The 16994-nt window shown below is 72.7% G+C and carries 13 protein-coding genes, 2 tRNA genes and 1 pseudogene; 1 reads left to right on the top strand and 15 read right to left on the bottom strand.

The features are described from left to right. Nucleotides 1–68 precede the first annotated feature (68 nt). From ACZ4XJ_RS09115 to ACZ4XJ_RS09175, 13 genes and pseudogenes are all read right to left on the bottom strand, one after another. Nucleotides 69–2438, bottom strand: a pseudogene (locus tag ACZ4XJ_RS09115) (ComEC/Rec2 family competence protein); the annotation flags it as partial. Between the two features lie 272 nt (nt 2439–2710). Continuing rightward, a complete protein-coding gene (locus tag ACZ4XJ_RS09120; protein ID WP_468495747.1) occupies nt 2711–3796 on the bottom strand; it encodes a ComEA family DNA-binding protein in 1086 nt (361 codons plus the stop codon). 207 nt (nt 3797–4003) lie between these two features. Then, complete coding sequence (locus ACZ4XJ_RS09125; RefSeq protein WP_468495748.1) at nt 4004–4849, bottom strand: DegV family protein; 846 nt, start codon at nt 4847–4849, stop codon at nt 4004–4006. A gap of 332 nt (nt 4850–5181) precedes the next feature. Further along, nucleotides 5182–5961 carry a hypothetical protein gene (locus ACZ4XJ_RS09130; protein ID WP_468495749.1) on the bottom strand — a complete coding sequence of 260 codons (780 nt, stop codon included), beginning with the start codon at nt 5959–5961 and terminating at the stop codon, nt 5182–5184. A 148-nt stretch (nt 5962–6109) separates the two neighbouring features. Further along, nucleotides 6110–8983 carry a leucine--tRNA ligase gene (gene leuS / locus ACZ4XJ_RS09135; protein ID WP_362876779.1) on the bottom strand — a complete coding sequence of 958 codons (2874 nt, stop codon included), beginning with the start codon at nt 8981–8983 and terminating at the stop codon, nt 6110–6112. Between the two features lie 275 nt (nt 8984–9258). After that, nucleotides 9259–9331 (bottom strand) — tRNA-Ala (locus ACZ4XJ_RS09140). A 171-nt stretch (nt 9332–9502) separates the two neighbouring features. Next, the gene (locus ACZ4XJ_RS09145) at nt 9503–9736 is read right to left on the bottom strand and encodes a hypothetical protein (RefSeq protein WP_362876780.1); all 234 of its coding nucleotides are present in this window, start codon (nt 9734–9736) and stop codon (nt 9503–9505) included. Between the two features lie 143 nt (nt 9737–9879). Further along, nucleotides 9880–9952 (bottom strand) — tRNA-Ala (locus ACZ4XJ_RS09150). Nucleotides 9953–10085: 133 nt separating this feature from the next. Beyond that, on the bottom strand, nt 10086–10742 hold the full coding sequence (locus ACZ4XJ_RS09155) for a histidine phosphatase family protein (protein ID WP_362876877.1): 657 nt from the start codon (nt 10740–10742) through the stop codon (nt 10086–10088). After that, the gene (gene rsfS / locus ACZ4XJ_RS09160) at nt 10739–11188 is read right to left on the bottom strand and encodes a ribosome silencing factor (protein ID WP_468495750.1); all 450 of its coding nucleotides are present in this window, start codon (nt 11186–11188) and stop codon (nt 10739–10741) included. Before rsfS ends, ACZ4XJ_RS09155 begins: the two co-directional genes overlap by 4 nt. A gap of 129 nt (nt 11189–11317) precedes the next feature. Beyond that, the gene (locus ACZ4XJ_RS09165; protein WP_468495751.1) at nt 11318–13027 is read right to left on the bottom strand and encodes a LytR C-terminal domain-containing protein; all 1710 of its coding nucleotides are present in this window, start codon (nt 13025–13027) and stop codon (nt 11318–11320) included. A 24-nt stretch (nt 13028–13051) separates the two neighbouring features. Further along, the gene (nadD, locus tag ACZ4XJ_RS09170; protein ID WP_281206789.1) at nt 13052–13669 is read right to left on the bottom strand and encodes a nicotinate-nucleotide adenylyltransferase; all 618 of its coding nucleotides are present in this window, start codon (nt 13667–13669) and stop codon (nt 13052–13054) included. Between the two features lie 43 nt (nt 13670–13712). Then, nucleotides 13713–13877, bottom strand: coding sequence for a hypothetical protein (locus ACZ4XJ_RS09175; protein ID WP_362876783.1), 165 nt, complete (start codon nt 13875–13877; stop codon nt 13713–13715). Between the two features lie 140 nt (nt 13878–14017). Here ACZ4XJ_RS09175 and ACZ4XJ_RS09180 point away from each other — a divergent pair, with 140 nt between their 5' ends. Next, nucleotides 14018–15142: a M48 family metallopeptidase gene (locus ACZ4XJ_RS09180; protein WP_468495752.1), complete on the top strand. Its 1125-nt coding sequence runs from the start codon at nt 14018–14020 to the stop codon at nt 15140–15142. On the opposite strand, the gene ACZ4XJ_RS09185 is transcribed toward ACZ4XJ_RS09180, so the two are convergent. Next, a complete protein-coding gene (locus tag ACZ4XJ_RS09185; RefSeq protein WP_468495753.1) occupies nt 15120–16325 on the bottom strand; it encodes an SCO2583 family membrane protein in 1206 nt (401 codons plus the stop codon). The two genes, ACZ4XJ_RS09180 and ACZ4XJ_RS09185, sit on opposite strands and share 23 nt — an antisense overlap. 68 nt (nt 16326–16393) lie before the next feature. Next, nucleotides 16394–16942 (bottom strand): SCO2584 family spore wall biosynthesis protein, encoded by a 549-nt coding sequence (locus ACZ4XJ_RS09190; protein WP_362876786.1) that lies wholly within the window; start codon nt 16940–16942, stop codon nt 16394–16396. Nucleotides 16943–16994: the final 52 nt, after the last annotated feature.

Consider the following 16994-nt stretch of genomic DNA (forward strand, 5'->3'; position numbering starts at 1 on the left):
GGTTGTGGGCAAACAGAATGGTCGGCCCCGGTATGCCCGAGCCCGCGCCGTCGGCGGCCGGCCGGAAAGGCCCGCATCCGGGGGCCGCTGCCGGAAACCGCGACCGAACCGTCGGTATCGGTGCGCAGGACGGTCGTCCCGAGGGCCCGCAACCGGGCCAGCGCGCTCGGCGCGGGGTGGCCGTAGCGGTTGTCCGGGCCGACCGGAACGATCGCGATCCGCGGTCGTACGCGGTCGTGGAGAGCGGGGTCCTGGCGGGCCGAACCGTGGTGGGCGACCTTCAGCACGTCCACCGGTCCCAGCTCGGGATGTTCCCTCAAGAGGGCTTCCTGGGAGGGCGGTTCCAGGTCCCCCAGCAGCAGGAACGTCAATCCGGAGGTACGTACCAGCAGGGCGACGCTGGCGTCGTTGGCACCCTCGGGCGCAGGCCCCGCCGCCGAGGGCCACAGCACCTGCCACTCCAGCCTTCCGGCCCTCCGCCGCTCCCCCGCCACGGCCTGCGTCACGGGCACCCCGGCGGCCGCCGCGGCCCGCCCGACGAACGCCGCCTGCCCGGGAGGCTCCCGCACGGTGGTGGTTTGAATCACACCCACGGACCGACCCCGCAGCACCCCCTGGAGCCCTCCCACGTGGTCGGCGTGAAAGTGCGTCAGGAGCAGGAGTGGGACGCGACTCACACCCAGGGCCCGCAGGCAGGCGTCCACCGGACCGGGCTCCGGCCCCGTGTCCACCACGACGGCGGTGCCCGGGCCGACGGCGAGCACGGCGGCGTCGCCCTGGCCCACGGCGCACTGTACGTAGCTCCAGTCGGGCGGCGGCCAGCCCGTGAACGTACGGATCAGCAACGGCGGCCGTAGCACCACGACCAGCAGCACCACGGCGACGGCGACGCACACGCCCCGCCGCCGGCCGAACCTGACGCCGAGTCCTACGAGGACCACCGTGGCGGCCACCAGCAGCCCGGCTCCGCCCAGCCCGCCCGGCCAGGGCAGCTCCGCCCCCGGCAGCGCCGCCCCGGCCCGCGCGACCGCGGCGATCCACCCGGCGGGCACGCCCGCGCACCTCGCCAGCAGTTCCGCCAGCGGCATGCACCACGGAGCCGTGGCGAGGACCGCGAAGCCCAGCACCGTGGCCGGCCCCGCCGCGAGCTCCGCCAGCAGGTTGCACGGGATGGCGACGAGGCTCACCCGGGCGGAGAGCACGACCACGACGGGGGCGCACACGGCCTGCGCCGCGACGGCGGCCGCCAGCGCGTCGGCGAACCGTGGCCGCATCCCCCGCCGCCGCAGGGCCTCGCTCCAGCGGGGCCCGAGGGTGAGCAGCGACCCGGTGGCCAGGACGGACAACAGGAACCCGGGGCTGCGGGCCAGCCACGGCTCGTGCAGCACCAGCAGCAGGACGGCCCCGGCCAGCGCGGGGATCAGGGACCTGCGCCGCCCGGTGGCGAGGGCCAGCAGGGTGATCCCTCCGCAGGCGGCGGCGCGCAGCACGCTCGGCTCGGGGCGACAGACCACGACGAAGGCCAGGGTCAGCGCCGCCCCGCACCACGCGGTGGCCCTCAGCGACAACCCCAGGCGGGGCGCGAGCCCCTGCCGCTCGACGTGCTGCGCGCGGGCCGGAGGCCCGATGAGCAGGTACAGCACGACGGTCAGGTTCGCCCCGGAGACGGCCAGCAGGTGCAGCAGGTCGGTGGCCCTGAACGCGTCGTGCAGATCGGTCGGGACCCGGGAGGTGTCGCCGACCACCAGGCCCGGCAGCAGGGCCCTGGCATCCGGCGCGAGGCCGTCGGTGGCTTCGCGCAGGCCGGCCCGCAGGGTCCCGGCGAGGCGCTGCGCGGCCTCCGGGCCGCCCGTCACCCGGGGCGGCACATCGCCCGCGGGGCGGACCAACGCCACGGCCCGTTCCCCGCTCCGGGCCGGCGCGAGGCGGGCCCGCACCGCGACCCGGGTGGAGGGCTGCAGCCCAAGCCATCCGGGGTGCGCGGCGAGCACCCGCACCGGGGTCCGGATCCGGCTCACCGTCCCGTCGGGGCCCGTCACCCGGGTGGCCACCGCGTCCAGCACCACCACGGGCGGCCCGGTTCCCGCGCGGGCCGATCGGGGGTCAGTGCCCACGGTGAGTTCCACGAGGACCCGGGCGTGCTCCCCGGCCAGCCGGGGCAAGGGTCCCGCCCGCGCCTCGGCCCGCTCCAGCCCGGCCACGCCCGCCGCCGCGGCCGCGCAGAGCAGGGTGGCGGCCGCGGTCACCCCGACCCCCCGCAACAGCTGCGGCCCGCGGGCGCCGCACACCAGCAGCACCCCCGCCGCGACCACCGCGACCCCCACCCCGACGGCGTTCCAGAACCCCGGAACCACTAGGGCCACGGCCGCCGCCGCCCAAGCGCCGAGCGCCGGCACCACGAGCCGCAGATCCACCGGCCCACCCCGCCCCCGCCGCAACCTTGCAGCACCACCCGCCCCCTCCGCCCCACCGGACGCCTCCACCGACAAGGCCGGCCGCCGCACGCGCCCCACGACCCCGACCCGGCCGGACACGCGCCCACCAGGGGCACCCCCGCCACTCCCCTCACCAGGTCCACACGCCCCGCACCCACCCGAGCCACACCCGCCCACACCACCCCCGTCCGAACCGCACCCACCCGAGCCACACCCGGCGCCTGAAGCACGCCGGGCGGACCCGTACCCCTCAGGACCACGCCCGTCCGGGGGACTCATGGCCGGACCAGGGGGCGTAGGTCGGCGAAGCGGCGTTCACCGATGCCGTTGACCTGACGGAGTTCCTCCACGGCCCGGAATCCACCCCGGGCGGTACGGAAGTCGATGATGTGCCGGGCCAGTACCGGACCCACGCCGGGCAGCCCGTCCAACTGCTCGACGGTCGCACTGGCAAGGCTCAGCGGCACGACGCCCGAACCCGAACCGGCACCCGCACGCCCACCGGCACCCGCACCCGCAGCGCCCGCCATTGGCGGCTGCGACGCCACCCCCACCAGCACCTGTTCGCCGTCCACCAGGATCCGGGCCCGGTTGAGCCCGGTGGTGTCGGTGCCCGGCCGCACTCCCCCGGCCGCCGCCAGCGCGTCCTCCACCCGTGAACCGGCGGGCAGCCTCCGTACGCCGGGGTCCCGGACCTTGCCGCCGACGTCCACCACGATGCGCCCGCCCGGCGCCACCGCGGGGACGGCCCCCGGCGCCGGGCCGGGAGCCGGTGCGGGCGTCGGGGTGAGCACCGCGGGCGCCGTCACCGGCTGCGGCCGGCCCGACCAGTACTGCTGGGCGGCGCATCCGACCGCCACGGCCAGCACCACGGCCACGGCGGCCACCGTGCGCCGCTCCACCCCGCAGCGGGCCTGCACCCACACCGGCAGCCGCTCCCGCACGGCAAGCCGCCGCACGACCGCCCCGCTCAGCGCACCGGCTTCCTCCGCCGATCCACCCGACACCGGAGCCCGCGCTCCGGCCCGCGCCCCCGCCGCACCGATGACGGCGGGCCGAACCCCCTCCGCATCCACGCCGAGCCCGAGCCCCTCACCCGCGGTCCGCACCCCGCGCAAGCCGAACCCGTCAGGCCCCTCCCGAACGTCGGGCGGTGGCGGATCGGGGGCCCGCCCGGTCTCCCGGCCGCCCCCGACCGCGCCACCGGACAGCAGCGCCTCGGCGCGCCGCCGCATGCGGTCGGCGTCGGGATGGGTGCGACGACGGTCGCGGAGACGGCCGTCGAAACGGCGGGGCCGGCTGGGGCCACGGGTGGCGCCGAGGGCTACGGAGTGGCGCGAGGAGCGCGTTCGCACAGTCATGCCACGACGTTAGGAACGAATCCCGACCCCCGCTCGGAACCCTCAATTCCAGGGGATATCAGTCGCGTTGTGGATAACCCGACCACCCGTTCCGGTGACGGACCCCCGAGCCCAACCCGCACCGAACGCACGTGCACGACTCCGGACCCGACCCCGCCCCGCCCCGCCCCCAACAGCGCCCAGCACCCAGCACCCAGCACCCAACGCTCAACGCGGCGAAACGACCGCCGCCAACAGCCCCGGACCCGTATGCGCGCCGATGACCGCGCCGACTTCGCTGACGTGCAGCTCGACCAGCCCCGGGATCCGTTCCCGAAGCCGCTGCGCCAGTTGCTCGGCGCGCTCGGGCGCCGCCAGGTGGTGCACGGCGACGTCGACACTGCGCGAACCCGCCCGCTCGACGGCCAGTTCCTCCAGCCGCGCAATGGCCTTGGAGGCCGTACGCACCTTCTCCAGCATCTCGATGCGGCCGCCGTCCAGCGTCAGCAGCGGCTTGACCGCCAGGGCCGAGCCGAGGAGGGCCTGCGCGGCCCCGATCCGGCCGCCGCGGCGTAGGTAGTCGAGGGTGTCCACGTAGAAGTACGCCGACATCTCCGCGGCCCGTTTCTCCGCCGCGGCCACGGCTTCGTCGACGGAACCGCCCGCCTCGGCCGCCTCGGCGGCGGCGAGGGCGCAGAAGCCGAGGGCCATCGCGACCATGCCGGTGTCGACGACCCGCACGGGTACCGGAGCGGTCCTCGCCGCCACCACGGCGGCGTCGTAGGTGCCGGAGAACTCGGCGGAGAGGTGGAGGCTGACGATGCCGGTCGCACCGGCGTCCGCGGCGGCCCGGTAGGCCCGTACGAACTCCTCCGGGCCCGGCCGGGAGGTGGTGACCGAGCGGCGCTTCTGCAGGGCGGTGGCAAGGCTGCGGGCCGAGATCTCGGTGCCCTCTTCCAGGGCCTCGCCCCCCAGGACCACGGTCAGGGGGACGGAACTGATCCCGTGCCGCGCCATCGCCGGTGGGGGCAGATAGGCCGTGGAATCGGTGATGATCGCGACATGGCGGGACATGAGCCGGAGGTTACCGCCACCGGCGGCGATCCGGCAGCCCGGCCCCTGCTCTCCTGAAGAACAGCATGTCCGAGCCCCGCGCGTACGTCAGCCCCGGCCCCTCATCACGACGGACCCGAGCCCCCACCCACGGGAGCCAAAAGCGCCGGGGCACGCCTCACCACCACCACGAACCTCAGCCCATCACCACGACGCGCCGAGCCCCGGGTCACGGCGGCCAACCGCCGCGCCCGGCCACCTCAGCCGACCCACCGCGCCCCACCACGTAACCGGCCACCTCACCTCACCGGCTCACCGGCTCACCGGCTCACCGCACCGGCTCACCGGCCACCTCAGGTGGTGGCCTCAGGCCGGGGAGCCTTCTGCCACGGGTACCGCACCTGCGGCGTGGGCGGGTTCAGCGCGGCAGCCTCCGGCCGCCCCTCCCGAGCCGCCCACCCGGCCGGCGCCTGCGAACCCTGTGCCTCCGGCCCGCCCGGCCCGCCCGGCACGCCCTGCGCACCAGCCCCGGCCTGCTGCGCGTCCCACGCGGCCGCGGCGGCGGCCAGTTCGTCGACCGACTCCGGGGACCAGTCGCGCAGCGCGTCCGACTCGACGCCGATCTGGGTCGACAGCAGGTCCAGGTCGTCCTGCGCGAACCGGCGGGCACGATCCCGCGCGGCCCAGCGGAGCGCGTCCGCGGCCTGCGTGATCTTGGCGGTGCGCTCGCGGAGGTCCGGGAGGCTCTCCTCGATGCGCTTGCGGTCCGGGTCGTGCTCCAGCCGCTTCAGTTCGTCGTCCAGCTCGTACCCGTGGGCGCTGAGCCGCTCGAAGAGGTGGATCGACTCCTTCAGCGAGCTGTCCGCCTGCACGCCCTGGTACAGCGCCTGCTGCGTGGCTCGCATGGAGTTGCGCAGGTCCAGCCGCAGCTGCGCCAGTGCCCCCGTGACCCCGACCTGGCCGAAGCTCTTCGCCTTCAGGGTCGTGTCCTCGACCGTCCGGCGGGCCTGCGTGATCGTACGGTCCACGCCGCGCTTCGCCGCGCCCACCACCTTCACCGTGGCCCAGGCACCCAGCCCCAAGAAGGCGAACAGCACCAACAGGGCAAAGATGATCAAAGCGCCCGCCTCCATGAGGTTCCCTTCCTCCGCCGAATCCGTCCCCTCCACCGTAAACGCCAAGGGCAGGTCGGGGGTTCCCGTCGAACCCCCAACCTGCCCTTACGGGATGTCCCTCACCCGGAACCGCCCCTCACTCAGGGCGCCCCGCACGAGGCCCTCCTCAGATGACGATGTTGACCAGCTTCGGCGCCCGCACGATCACCTTGCGGACCTCCGCGCCGCCCAGCGCGGCGACCACGCCCGCGTCGGTGAGGGCCAGCTGCTCCAGGTCCGCGTCGGAGATCGTGGGCGGCACCTCCAGCCGCGCCTTGACCTTGCCCTTGACCTGGACGACGCAGGTGACGGCGTCGTCCACGACGTACGCCGGGTCCGCGACCGGGAAGTCCTGGTGGACCACCGAGTCGCCGTGGCCCAGGCGGTGCCACAGCTCCTCCGCGATGTGCGGGGCCAGCGGCGCGACCAGCAGCACCAGCCGCTCGGCGACGGAGCGCTCCAGCGGGCGGCCCGCCTTCGTCAGGAAGTTGTTCAGCTCGGTGATCTTGGCGATGGCGGTGTTGAACCGCAGCGCCGCCATGTCGGCGCCGGCCCCGTCGATCGCCTTGTGCAGCGCTCGCAGGGTGTCCTCGCCCGGCTCCGCGTCGACGACCGTGACCTCGCCGCTCTCCTCGTCCACCACGTTGCGCCACAGGCGCTGCAGCAGTCGGTACGAGCCGACGACGGCGCGGGTGTCCCACGGACGCGAGACGTCCAGCGGGCCCATGGCCATCTCGTACAGGCGCAGGGTGTCCGCGCCGTACTCCTCGCACATCTCGTCCGGCGTGACGGCGTTCTTCAGGGACTTGCCCATCTTGCCGTGCTCGCGCTTGACGGGTTCGCCCTGGTGGAACCAGCCGCCGTCGCGCTCCTCGACCTCGGCCGCCGGGACGTACACACCGCGCGAGTCGGTGTACGCGTACGCCTGGATCATGCCCTGGTTGAACAGCTTGTGGAACGGCTCGACGGAGGAGACGTGACCCAGGTCGAACAGCACCTTCGACCAGAAGCGGGCGTACAGCAGGTGCAGGACGGCGTGTTCGGCGCCGCCGACGTACAGGTCGACGCCGCCGTGCGGGGCGCCCTCCCGCGGGCCCATCCAGTACTGCTCGATCTCCGGGTCGACCAGCGCGTCCGCGTTGTGCGGGTCCAGGTAGCGCAGCTCGTACCAGCAGGAGCCGGCCCAGTTGGGCATGGTATTGGTCTCGCGGCGGTAGCGCTTGACGCCCGCCCCGTCGCCCAGGTCCAGTTCGACGTTGACCCAGGCCTCGTTGCGCGACAGCGGCGTCTCGGGCTGGGAGGCGGCGTCGTCCGGGGCGAAGGTGCGCGGCGAGTAGTCCTCGACCTCGGGCAGTTCCAGGGGCAGCATCGAGGCGGGCAGCGGGTGGGCGACGCCGTCCTCGTCGTAGACGATCGGGAAGGGCTCGCCCCAGTACCGCTGGCGGCTGAACAGCCAGTCGCGCAGGCGGAAGTTGACGGTGCCCTCGCCGATGCCGCGTTCGGCCAGCCAGTCGGTGATGGCGGCCTTGGCCTCGACGACGCCCAGGCCGTCCAGCGAGATGCCCTCGCCGGCGGAGTTGACCAGGGTGGCGTCGTACGCGACGAACGCGGCGTCCCACTCGGCCGGGTCGGTGCCCCGGCCGTCCGTCGGCTGCACGACGCAGCGCATCGGCAGCTCGAAGGCGCGCGCGAACTCGAAGTCCCGGCCGTCGTGGGCGGGTACGGCCATGATCGCGCCGGTGCCGTAGCCCATCAGCACGTAGTCGGCGATGAAGACGGGGACCTGCTCGCCGCTGACCGGGTTGGTCGCCCAGGCGCCGGTGAAGACGCCGGTCTTGTCCTTGGCCTCGGCCTGTCGCTCGACGTCCGACTTCGACGCCGCCTGCTTGCGGTACGCGTCGACGGCCTCGGCGGGCGTCGCCCAGCCGCCGGTCCACACCGGGTGGGTGCCCTCGGGCCACGCGGCCGGGACGATCGCGGAGACCAGCTCGTGTTCGGGCGCCAGGACCATGTAGGTCGCGCCGAACAGGGTGTCGGGGCGGGTGGTGAAGACAGTGATCGCACCGGCGTCGCCGACGGCGAAGTCGACGCGGGCGCCCTCGCTGCGGCCGATCCAGTTCCGCTGCTGCAGCTTGATGGCCTCGGGCCAGTCCAGCGCGTCCAGGTCGTCCAGCAGGCGGTCCGCGTAGGCGGTGATCCGCATGTTCCACTGGCTCAGCTTGGCCTTGAAGACGGGGAAGTTGCCGCGCTCGGAGCGGCCGTCCGCGGTGACCTCCTCGTTGGCCAGTACGGTGCCCAGCCCGGGGCACCAGTTGACCGGCGCGTCGGAGGCGTAGGCCAGCCGGAAGCCGTTCAGCACGTCGGCCCGCTCGCCCGCGGTCAGCTGGGCCCAGGCGCGGCCGCCGGGCACCTCACGGCTGCCGTCCTCGAAGGCGGCGACCAGCTCGGAGATCGGGCGGGCCTTGCGCGCCTCGGTGTCGTAGAAGGAGTTGTAGATCTGCAGGAAGATCCACTGCGTCCACTTGTAGTACTCGGGGTCGATCGTCGCGAACGAGCGGCGCTTGTCGTGGCCCAGGCCCAGCCGGCGCAGCTGGACCTTCATGTTCTCGATGTTCGCCTCGGTCGACACGCGCGGGTGCGTGCCGGTCTGCACGGCGTACTGCTCTGCCGGCAGGCCGAAGGCGTCGAAGCCCAGGGTGTGCAGGACGTTGTGGCCGGTCATCCGCTGGTGGCGGGCGAAGACGTCGGTGGCGATGTACCCGAGCGGGTGGCCGACGTGCAGGCCCGCACCGGACGGGTACGGGAACATGTCCATGATGAACTTCTTGGGCCGGGCGACCACGGCGGGGTCACCGGCCAGGTCCCCGCTCGGGTTCGGGGCCTCGTACGTGCCCTCCGCGTCCCATACGTCCTGCCAGCGTGCCTCGATGTCGGCGGCCATGGCAGCCGTGTAGCGGTGCCCCTCGGCCGCCTCGGGGGCCGGGGTGTTCGTCTCGCTCATGATTCCTGAAGCTCCATCGATCGACTCTGCCGTCTCTGCCTGCCCAAACGAAAAAACCCCTCGCACAGGAGGGGACGCCACGCCGATGCCGAACGCATCCGTGGGCTCGATGGGTCGGTACTGATCAGCGCGGCTCGGTAAGCAGAAGGCGTACGGCACGCATGGCGTCAGGGTACCGCAGCGGCCCCCGCGACCGCTCTGCCGTTCCGAGCGGTGGGCACAACGAGAAGCGGGCCACCCGATCAGGGTGGCCCGCTTCTTCATCTTGGATCTTGTGGAGCTATGGAGAATTGAACTCCAGACCTCCTGCATGCCATGCAGGCGCTCTACCAACTGAGCTATAGCCCCTTGTTCCGCTTGCCGCTTCGGTTTCCCTTGCCGGTTTCCCTTGGCGACGTCCCAAACATTACACGGTCATGGCCCTGGTCCAAAAACCGGTTTCCGCCGATCCCGGGCCATGTCCGCTTTGGGGTGTATCGCCGCCTTCTCGCCACCTTCACGTCGGGCTCGTCGGGCTCGTCAGGCCCGCGCGAACTGGTAGAACCGCTTCAACGTGCAGTGCTCATCGAGCAGCCGCCCGTAGATCGGTTCCCCTTCGAGCTCCCGGTACGTCTCGATCGGGTCGCCTTTTATGATCAGCGCCCGCGCGCATTCCTCGCACCAGTACTGGTAGTCGTGGTTGACCGGTTCCATGTCCCGCACGATCGGCGTGCCGTTGTCGCACCAGTCGCACCGCCGCCGGTGTGCACCCATCCGTCAGCGACTCCCTCCCGCGTCGGGCCGTCGTGACCCCCTCCGGCCGTCCGATTCTGCCATGCCGGTGCCGGCGGGGGCAGCCGTCGCAAAAGGAACAAACGCAAGGATCCCGCCCCCTGTTGGGGACGGGATCCTGATTGTGGAGCTATGGAGAATTGAACTCCAGACCTCCTGCATGCCATGCAGGCGCTCTACCAACTGAGCTATAGCCCCGCTCTTCGCCGCGTTCCCCCCGTTTCCGGTGTTCTTCGCTGCGAACAAGAAGAACTCTAGCCTGCGACCAGCCGGAAAGTGAAATCCGGGTGGGAGGCCCGTTCCGACGCCTCGGGCCGGGCTCCGCGCGGGCTCAGTCGTCGTCGCCGAGCACCGGTTCGGGCAGCGTGCCGGCGTTGTGTTCCAACAGCCGCCAACCGCGCGCGCCCTCGCCGAGGACGGACCAGCAGCAGTTGGAGAGTCCGCCGAGACCCTCCCAGTAGTACGACTCCAGGCCCAGCAGGCGGCCGATCGTCGTACGGATGGTGCCGCCGTGGCTGACCACCACGAGGGTGCCGCCCGCGGGCAGCGCCTCGGCGTGCCGCAGCACCACCGGAGCGGCGCGGTCGGCGACCTCGGTCTCCAGTTCACCGCCGCCGCGGCGGACGGGCTCGCCGCGCTTCCAGGCGGCGTACTGCTCGCCGTACTTCGCGAGGATCTCGTCGTGGGTGAGGCCCTGCCACTCGCCGGCGTAGGTCTCGCGCAGCGCCTCGTCGTGCTGGACGGACAGGCCCGTGACGGCGGCCAGCTCGGCGGCCGTGTCCGCGGCCCGCCGGAGGTCGGAGGCCACGATGGCGTCCGGCTGCAGCGAGGCGAGCAGCCGAGCGGCGCGGCGCGCCTGCGCCACACCCGTCCCGGTCAGCTCTATGTCCGTGGAGCCCTGGAAGCGTCGCTCCAGGTTCCACGAGGTCTGGCCGTGCCGCCAGAGGACGATCTTCCTGCTGGTCGTGCCCGTTTGGCTGGTGCTCAGAACAGATCACCGTCCAGTTCGTCTTCGTCGCCCGCCGCCTCGCGCAGCTTGGCGTGCTCCTCGGCCTTGCCGATGGTGAGCTTGGCGTCCTCGGGGAGCTCGATCTCGGGGCAGTCCTTCCACAGGCGCTCCAGCGCGTAGAAGACGCGCTCTTCGCTGTGCTGGACGTGGACGACGATGTCGACGTAGTCGAGCAGGATCCAGCGGGCGTCGCGGTCGCCTTCGCGGCGGACCGGCTTGGCGCCGAGCTTCTTGAGGAGCTGCTCCTCGATCTCGTCCACGATCGACTTGACCTGGCGGTCGTTGGGCGCGGAGGCGAGGAGGAAGGCATCGGTGATCGACAGCACATCGCTGACGTCGTACGCGATGATGTCGTGCGCGAGCCGGTCGGCCGCGGCCTGGGCGGCGGCGGTGATGAGCTCGATGGAGCGGTCCGTGGCGGTCACGTGGCCATGCTTTCGGGTTGACGGGCAGATCCTTACAAGGGTCTCATGTACCGCCGACCCCGCCCGCGCAGAACGTTCCGCGCGGGCACAGGCCCAGCTCAGGGCCCCTGCGGGGGAGCTCAGGAGCCCTCAGGACGCCTTGTAGTCGCGGCCCAGGACGACCACGACGTCCGCGTTGACCGCGTTCTCCGCCTTCTTCACGGCCGTTTCCGGCAGGCCGAGCGTCTTGGCGACGTCGATCGCCCGGTCCCGCTGGGCGTCGTCCTGGTAGGTGATCCGCGAGGTGGCGTCGGTCCTGTCGGCCTTCCCGCCGTCCACGAACGCGTAGCCGCCGTTGAGCAGGGCCGCCTTCGCCGCGGTCCCGGTCCGTTCGTCGCCCGTGGCGTCCTTGAGACCGACCCGGGGGGCGGCGCCCGGCTGGGCCGCGGTGAAGGAACCCCCGAGGACCTCCTTGACGACCTTCTTGTTCGCCTCGTCGGTCAGGCCGCCGTCGGGCTTCACGCCGAGGACGTCAGTGCGGTACGCGCCGACCTTGGCGTGCTCGCCGATCCGCGACAGGAGCGCGCCGAGGTTCTGCGCGTCGAGTCCGGGGTCCAGGATCTGGCCCATGCTCTCCACGGTCGTCGCGGCCGACTTCGGATCGCCGGGGATCTTGCGCAGGACGGCGTACAGCACGCGGCCGGTGCGCTCCAACTGCTTGGCCTCCGGTTCCCCGGGAGCGCGGTGGGTGGCGTACGCGACGGCCATCGCCCCGGTGAGGCTCTGCTCGGGGCCCTGTCCGACGGCGGGGGTCCTGGCCCGCTCGTCGGCCGGGACGGCGGTGTCGGTGTCCGTCTCGATGCCGCCGACCAGCTCGACGAGGCGTTCCAGGAAGGGGGTGTCCAGGCGCCAGGTCCCGCCGATGCGGGTGCCGAGGACCGTGTCGAGGGATTCGCGAGTGCCGGGGGCGCCCTCCTCGACGGCTTTGCCGAGGGCCGCCGGGGTGCCGTCCTGCTTGGTGACTCCGAGGGTGTTGGGCAACAGGACGGTGGCGCCCCGGCGGGTGGTGACGTTGTCCACGAGGAGGGCGGTGGAGGTGCCGCCGCGCTTGGTGTTGTGCAGGTGGACGACGATCATGTCGCGCTTCTGCTCGCCGGCGGGAGCCGCGGTGTTCCGCTGCTCGCCGGGGCCGTCGAGGAACGGCAGCCGGTCCGCGTACCAGAGGTAGCCGGCGCCCCCGACGACGAACAGGGACAGGACGACGATCAGCGCGACCCCGCGGTTGCGACCCCGCCGGCGGGCCTCCTCGCGGCGCTCGGTGCGGCTCTCGGTGAAGGCGAGCCAGTCGATGACGTCCTCGGAGTCCTCGTCGGGCTGGTCGACGAAGTCGAACCGCTCGGCGCGCCGGTCCGCGCCGGCGCCCGGGTCGCCGGTCGGCTCGCGGCGCGGCTCGGGGATCTGCGGGGGCGGCTCCGGAGCCGCCTCGTACCTCTGGTGCGGCGGCTCCGGGTCCTGGGGCCGGTACGTCGGCTCCGGGGCGCTCTGCTGCGGGATCCACTGCTGCGCCTGCCGGGTGTCGTACCCGGGATCGGGCTCCTGTGGGTAGGGGGGCTGCTGGTACTGCTGCTGTTGGTACGGCTGCTGGTACTGCTGGGGCGGCTGTTGCTGTTGCTGCTGCGGGTAAGGCTGCTGCTCGTATCCGTATTCGTACGCGTACCCGTACGGAGGGGGCGCGGCCGGGGGCGGGGCGGCGGGTGGCGCGGCGACCGGGCCGTACACGGGTCTGCCGTACGGGTCGTAGCCGATGAGCTCGCGCTCCTGGGCGGCGTACGGGTCGTACGGATCCTGTGGGTCGTTCACCGCGGGCCCCTCTCTTCCGGAAGCTCAGGCTCCCCGGTACAGCTCACGCTTGTCGATGTAGCGCACCACACCGTCGGGAACGAGATACCAGACCGGATCGCCCTGGGCGACCCGGGCTCGGCAGTCCGTGGAGGAGATGGCCAGTGCGGGGACCTCGACGAGCGAGACGCCGCCTTCGGGCAGTCCGTCGTCGGTGAGCACGTGGCCGGGGCGGGTCACTCCGATGAAGTGCGCGAGGGAGAAGAGTTCCTCGGCGTTGCGCCAGGTCAGGATCTGGGCGAGGGCGTCGGCGCCGGTGATGAAGAACAGGTCGGCGTCGTCGTTGAGCGCGCTCAGGTCCCGCAGGGTGTCGATCGTGTACGTCGGGCCGCCGCGGTCGATGTCGATGCGGCTCACCGAGAACTGGGGGTTCGAGGCCGTCGCGATGACCGTCATGAGGTACCGGTCCTCGGCGGGTGACACGGCCCGCTGCGACTTCTGCCAGGGCTCACCGGTCGGTACGAACATCACCTCGTCGAGGTGGAACAGCGCGGCGACTTCACTGGCGGCCACGAGGTGGCCGTGGTGGATCGGGTCGAATGTCCCGCCCATCACGCCGAGCCGGCGCTTGACCGGGCCGGTAGGCATTTCCTGCTCTCCCATGAGCGCAGAGCCTACTGGCCCGGTGCCGCGTGCACGGAGGGGCTTAGCGGTCGCGGTTCAGGCGCGTGGTCACCCAGAGCATCAGCATCAGGATGACGAACGCAGCGCCACCGGTGAGGTAGGGGCTCAGGCTGTCGTGGTTGCTGCCGTGCTCGGCGCCCCCCGATGCGAGAACGACCATGTTGTGGGCGGTGGTGGAGAGGCTCATCAGGCAGATACCTATCGAGTCGGGGAGCGTGCGGAGACTTCGCTCACATCGTAAGCGGGGCCCCTGGGCACGCTCACGCCGACTCAGTCGTTGGAGAGGATGGACGCCACAGGGCACAGGTCGATCGAGGGGGAGGCGCTATGACGGACACGGGTTTCGAGAAGGCACCGGCACGCAATCGCAGGAGGTTCCCCGGAATCTCCTCACGGGCGTACGAGCACCCCGCGGACCGTTCCGCGCTGGTCGCGCTGCGCAAGCTGAGCGGCTTCGACACGGTGTTCAAAACCCTGAGCGGGCTGCTCCCGGAGCGCAGTCTGCGCCTGCTCTTCCTGTCGGACTCGGTGCGGGTCGGCGAGACGCAGTTCCCGCACCTGCACGGGATGCTGCGCGACGCCTGTTACATCCTGGACCTGGAGACCGTCCCGCAGATGTACGTGCGGCAGGACCCGACGCCCAACGCCATGTGCATCGGCCTGGACGAGCCGATCATCGTGGTGACGACCGGCCTCGTGGAGCTGCTCGACGAGGAGGAGATGCGGGCGGTGGTGGGCCACGAGGTCGGCCACGCGCTGTCCGGGCACTCCGTGTACCGCACGATCCTGCTGTTCCTGACGGGTCTGGCGCTGAAGGTCGCGTGGATCCCGCTGGGCAACGTGGCGATCATGGCGCTGGTCACCGCGCTGCGGGAGTGGTTCCGCAAGTCGGAGCTGTCCGCGGACCGGGCCGGTCTGCTGGTCGGCCAGGACCTGAACGCCTCGATGCGCGGCCTGATGAAGATCGCGGGCGGCAACCACCTCCACGAGATGAACGTCGACGCGTTCCTGGCCCAGGCGGACGAGTACGAGAAGAGCGGGGACCTGCGCGATTCCGTGCTGAAGATCCTCAACGTGCTGCCGCGCACCCACCCCTTCACCACGGTCCGCGCGGCCGAGCTGAAGAAGTGGTCCCAGCACCGCGACTACCAGCGGATCATGGACGGCCACTACCCGCGGCGCGAGGAGGACAAGGACACCTCGGTGACCGACTCCTTCCGCCAGTCGGCCTCGCACTACGCGGACACCGTGCGCACCAGCAAGGACCCGCTGATGAAGCTGGTCGGCGACATCGCCGGCGGCGCGGGTGACCTCGGCGGCAAGCTCCGCGACCGGTTCACCGGAGCCGGGGCCGGCGGGGGCACGGGATCCGGATCGGGTACGGGTACGGGTACGGGTACCGCCGGCGGCGGTACCGATGGCAAGGGCGCTACGGGACCGGAGCAGGGCTGACGGGAACCGCCACCTGCGGCGCGGGCGCCGGCACGAGCGACGCCGGCGGCGGCTGCGCCGTGGGCGCCGCGCCCGGAGCCAGTACCCCGCACAGCCCGGCCGTGCGCCGGGGCCTGCCGTCGGTGTACGGATCGGTCGCGGGCGGGCCCACGGTGGTGGGCGCCGCCCCGGCCGTCAGCGGGCGGAAGCCGCCCGCGGGGTCACTGGCGCAGTCCTGCGGGCCGGCGAGCACGTAGGCGGAGGTCAGCTCGGTGCGGCGGGCCGTGAGGTCGTCCTTGTCGATGCGCATCCGCAGCTCGCGCCGGACGGTGAACAGCGAGGCCCCGTCGGCGCCGGCCGGCGCGCCGCCCGCCGGGCGGACGGCGTACACGAAGGTGTGGTCGGTGGTCACTTCCAGGGCCTCCGGCGTCAGCTCCCGGAAGGCGAGGGTGCCGCTGACCCTGACCCTGGTGTCGGCCACCAGGGCGACGGTCGGGTCGAAGCGGACGAGCCAGCCGGTCGCGGCGTGCCCGCCGTCCCCGGCGGGCGCGGTCATGCTCCGGTCGAACTGGGTGAGCTGACCGGGGTCGAGCAGGACCCGGACGGGCCGCGAGGCGGTCCCGGACAGCACGTCGGGGTCCAGCGAGGACTGCACCAGGTAGTCCTTGGCGATGGACAGCGCGGCGACGACCTGCCCCTCGGTGAAGTGGTGCGTGCGGCGCAGGGCCGGAAGGGTGATCCCGGCCGCGCCGACCCGGTAGTCGGCCGCCCGGCTCCTCTCGTACAGCTCGGCGGGTTTCCCGCCGGGCACCGGCTCGGCCGGGGCGAGGGGGACGACGACGCTGCTGAGCGGCTCGGCGGTGCCACCGGGCGGTGGGACGTACGGGTTGCGCAGGCCCATGTAGACGGCGACCGCGAAGGCGGTGGCGATGAGCAGGACGAGGAGCATGCCCTGGCGGGCGCCGCGCCCCGGAGTGCTCGTCCCCTGCCCGGCGGCGGCTCCGCCGGCCGACCAGAGGGAGCGGCTGCGGACGGCCCGGGCGTGCTCGCCCATGCGTTCCTCGGCGGAGTACTCCTGGAGCCGGGCAGCGCGGACGAAGTCCTCGTCGAACACCACCGACCGGTACTCGTCCGGGCGCGGTTCGTCATCGCCCCCGCCGATGCCGTCAGGGGTGCCGCCTGGTGGATCTCCTGGAACGGCCATCGCTTCTCCCCGCTGTCCCCGCTTCAGAGAAGCCCCCGTCTCCGGTTCGCGCAAGCGGGGTCGTACCTTCAGGGTTGGCGAACCACGGGGTACGTAAACGCGCCGACGTCCCCGACTTCCCTGAGCGGGGTGCTGGCGGGTGTCGGGGTGGGGTCCGCTTCGCCGGAGGTGTTGCGGTACACGGCGCTGAAGGCGAGGGCGACCATGCCGAGCCCCATGACGAAGGCGAGCACCCAGGCGACCGGGCGCAGCCACGGCGACCGGCCGCGGTAGGGGCGCAGGCTGCCGCCGTAGGCCCCGTACGGGCCTTCGGCGTAGCCGTGGTGGTCGGGGTCCCAGCCGGGGTCGTCGAGGCCGTAGCCGTCGGGGTGGCCGTAGCCGTGGTCGTCGTCGCCGTTCCAGCCTCCGGCGACGCGGGCGGCCTCGGCCTCGGCGCGGGCCCGGTCGGCGGCCCGCTGGCGCTCGGCGGCGCTCGGTTCATGGATCTCGGCGTTCCGGACGAAGGCCTCGTCGAACACCACGGAGGCGAAGTCGTGTTCCGCGCCTCCGCGGTCGTCTGCATCGTCTTCGGGGGCCCCGTCGTCCGGGAACGGCTTGCCCCCCACGTCGTCCGGCACAGCACCAGCGTAGACCTGGGGGGCGGCTTTGGGCAGGCGTACGCCGGCATCC

This window comes from Streptomyces sp. NPDC029836 (genome assembly GCF_055574495.1).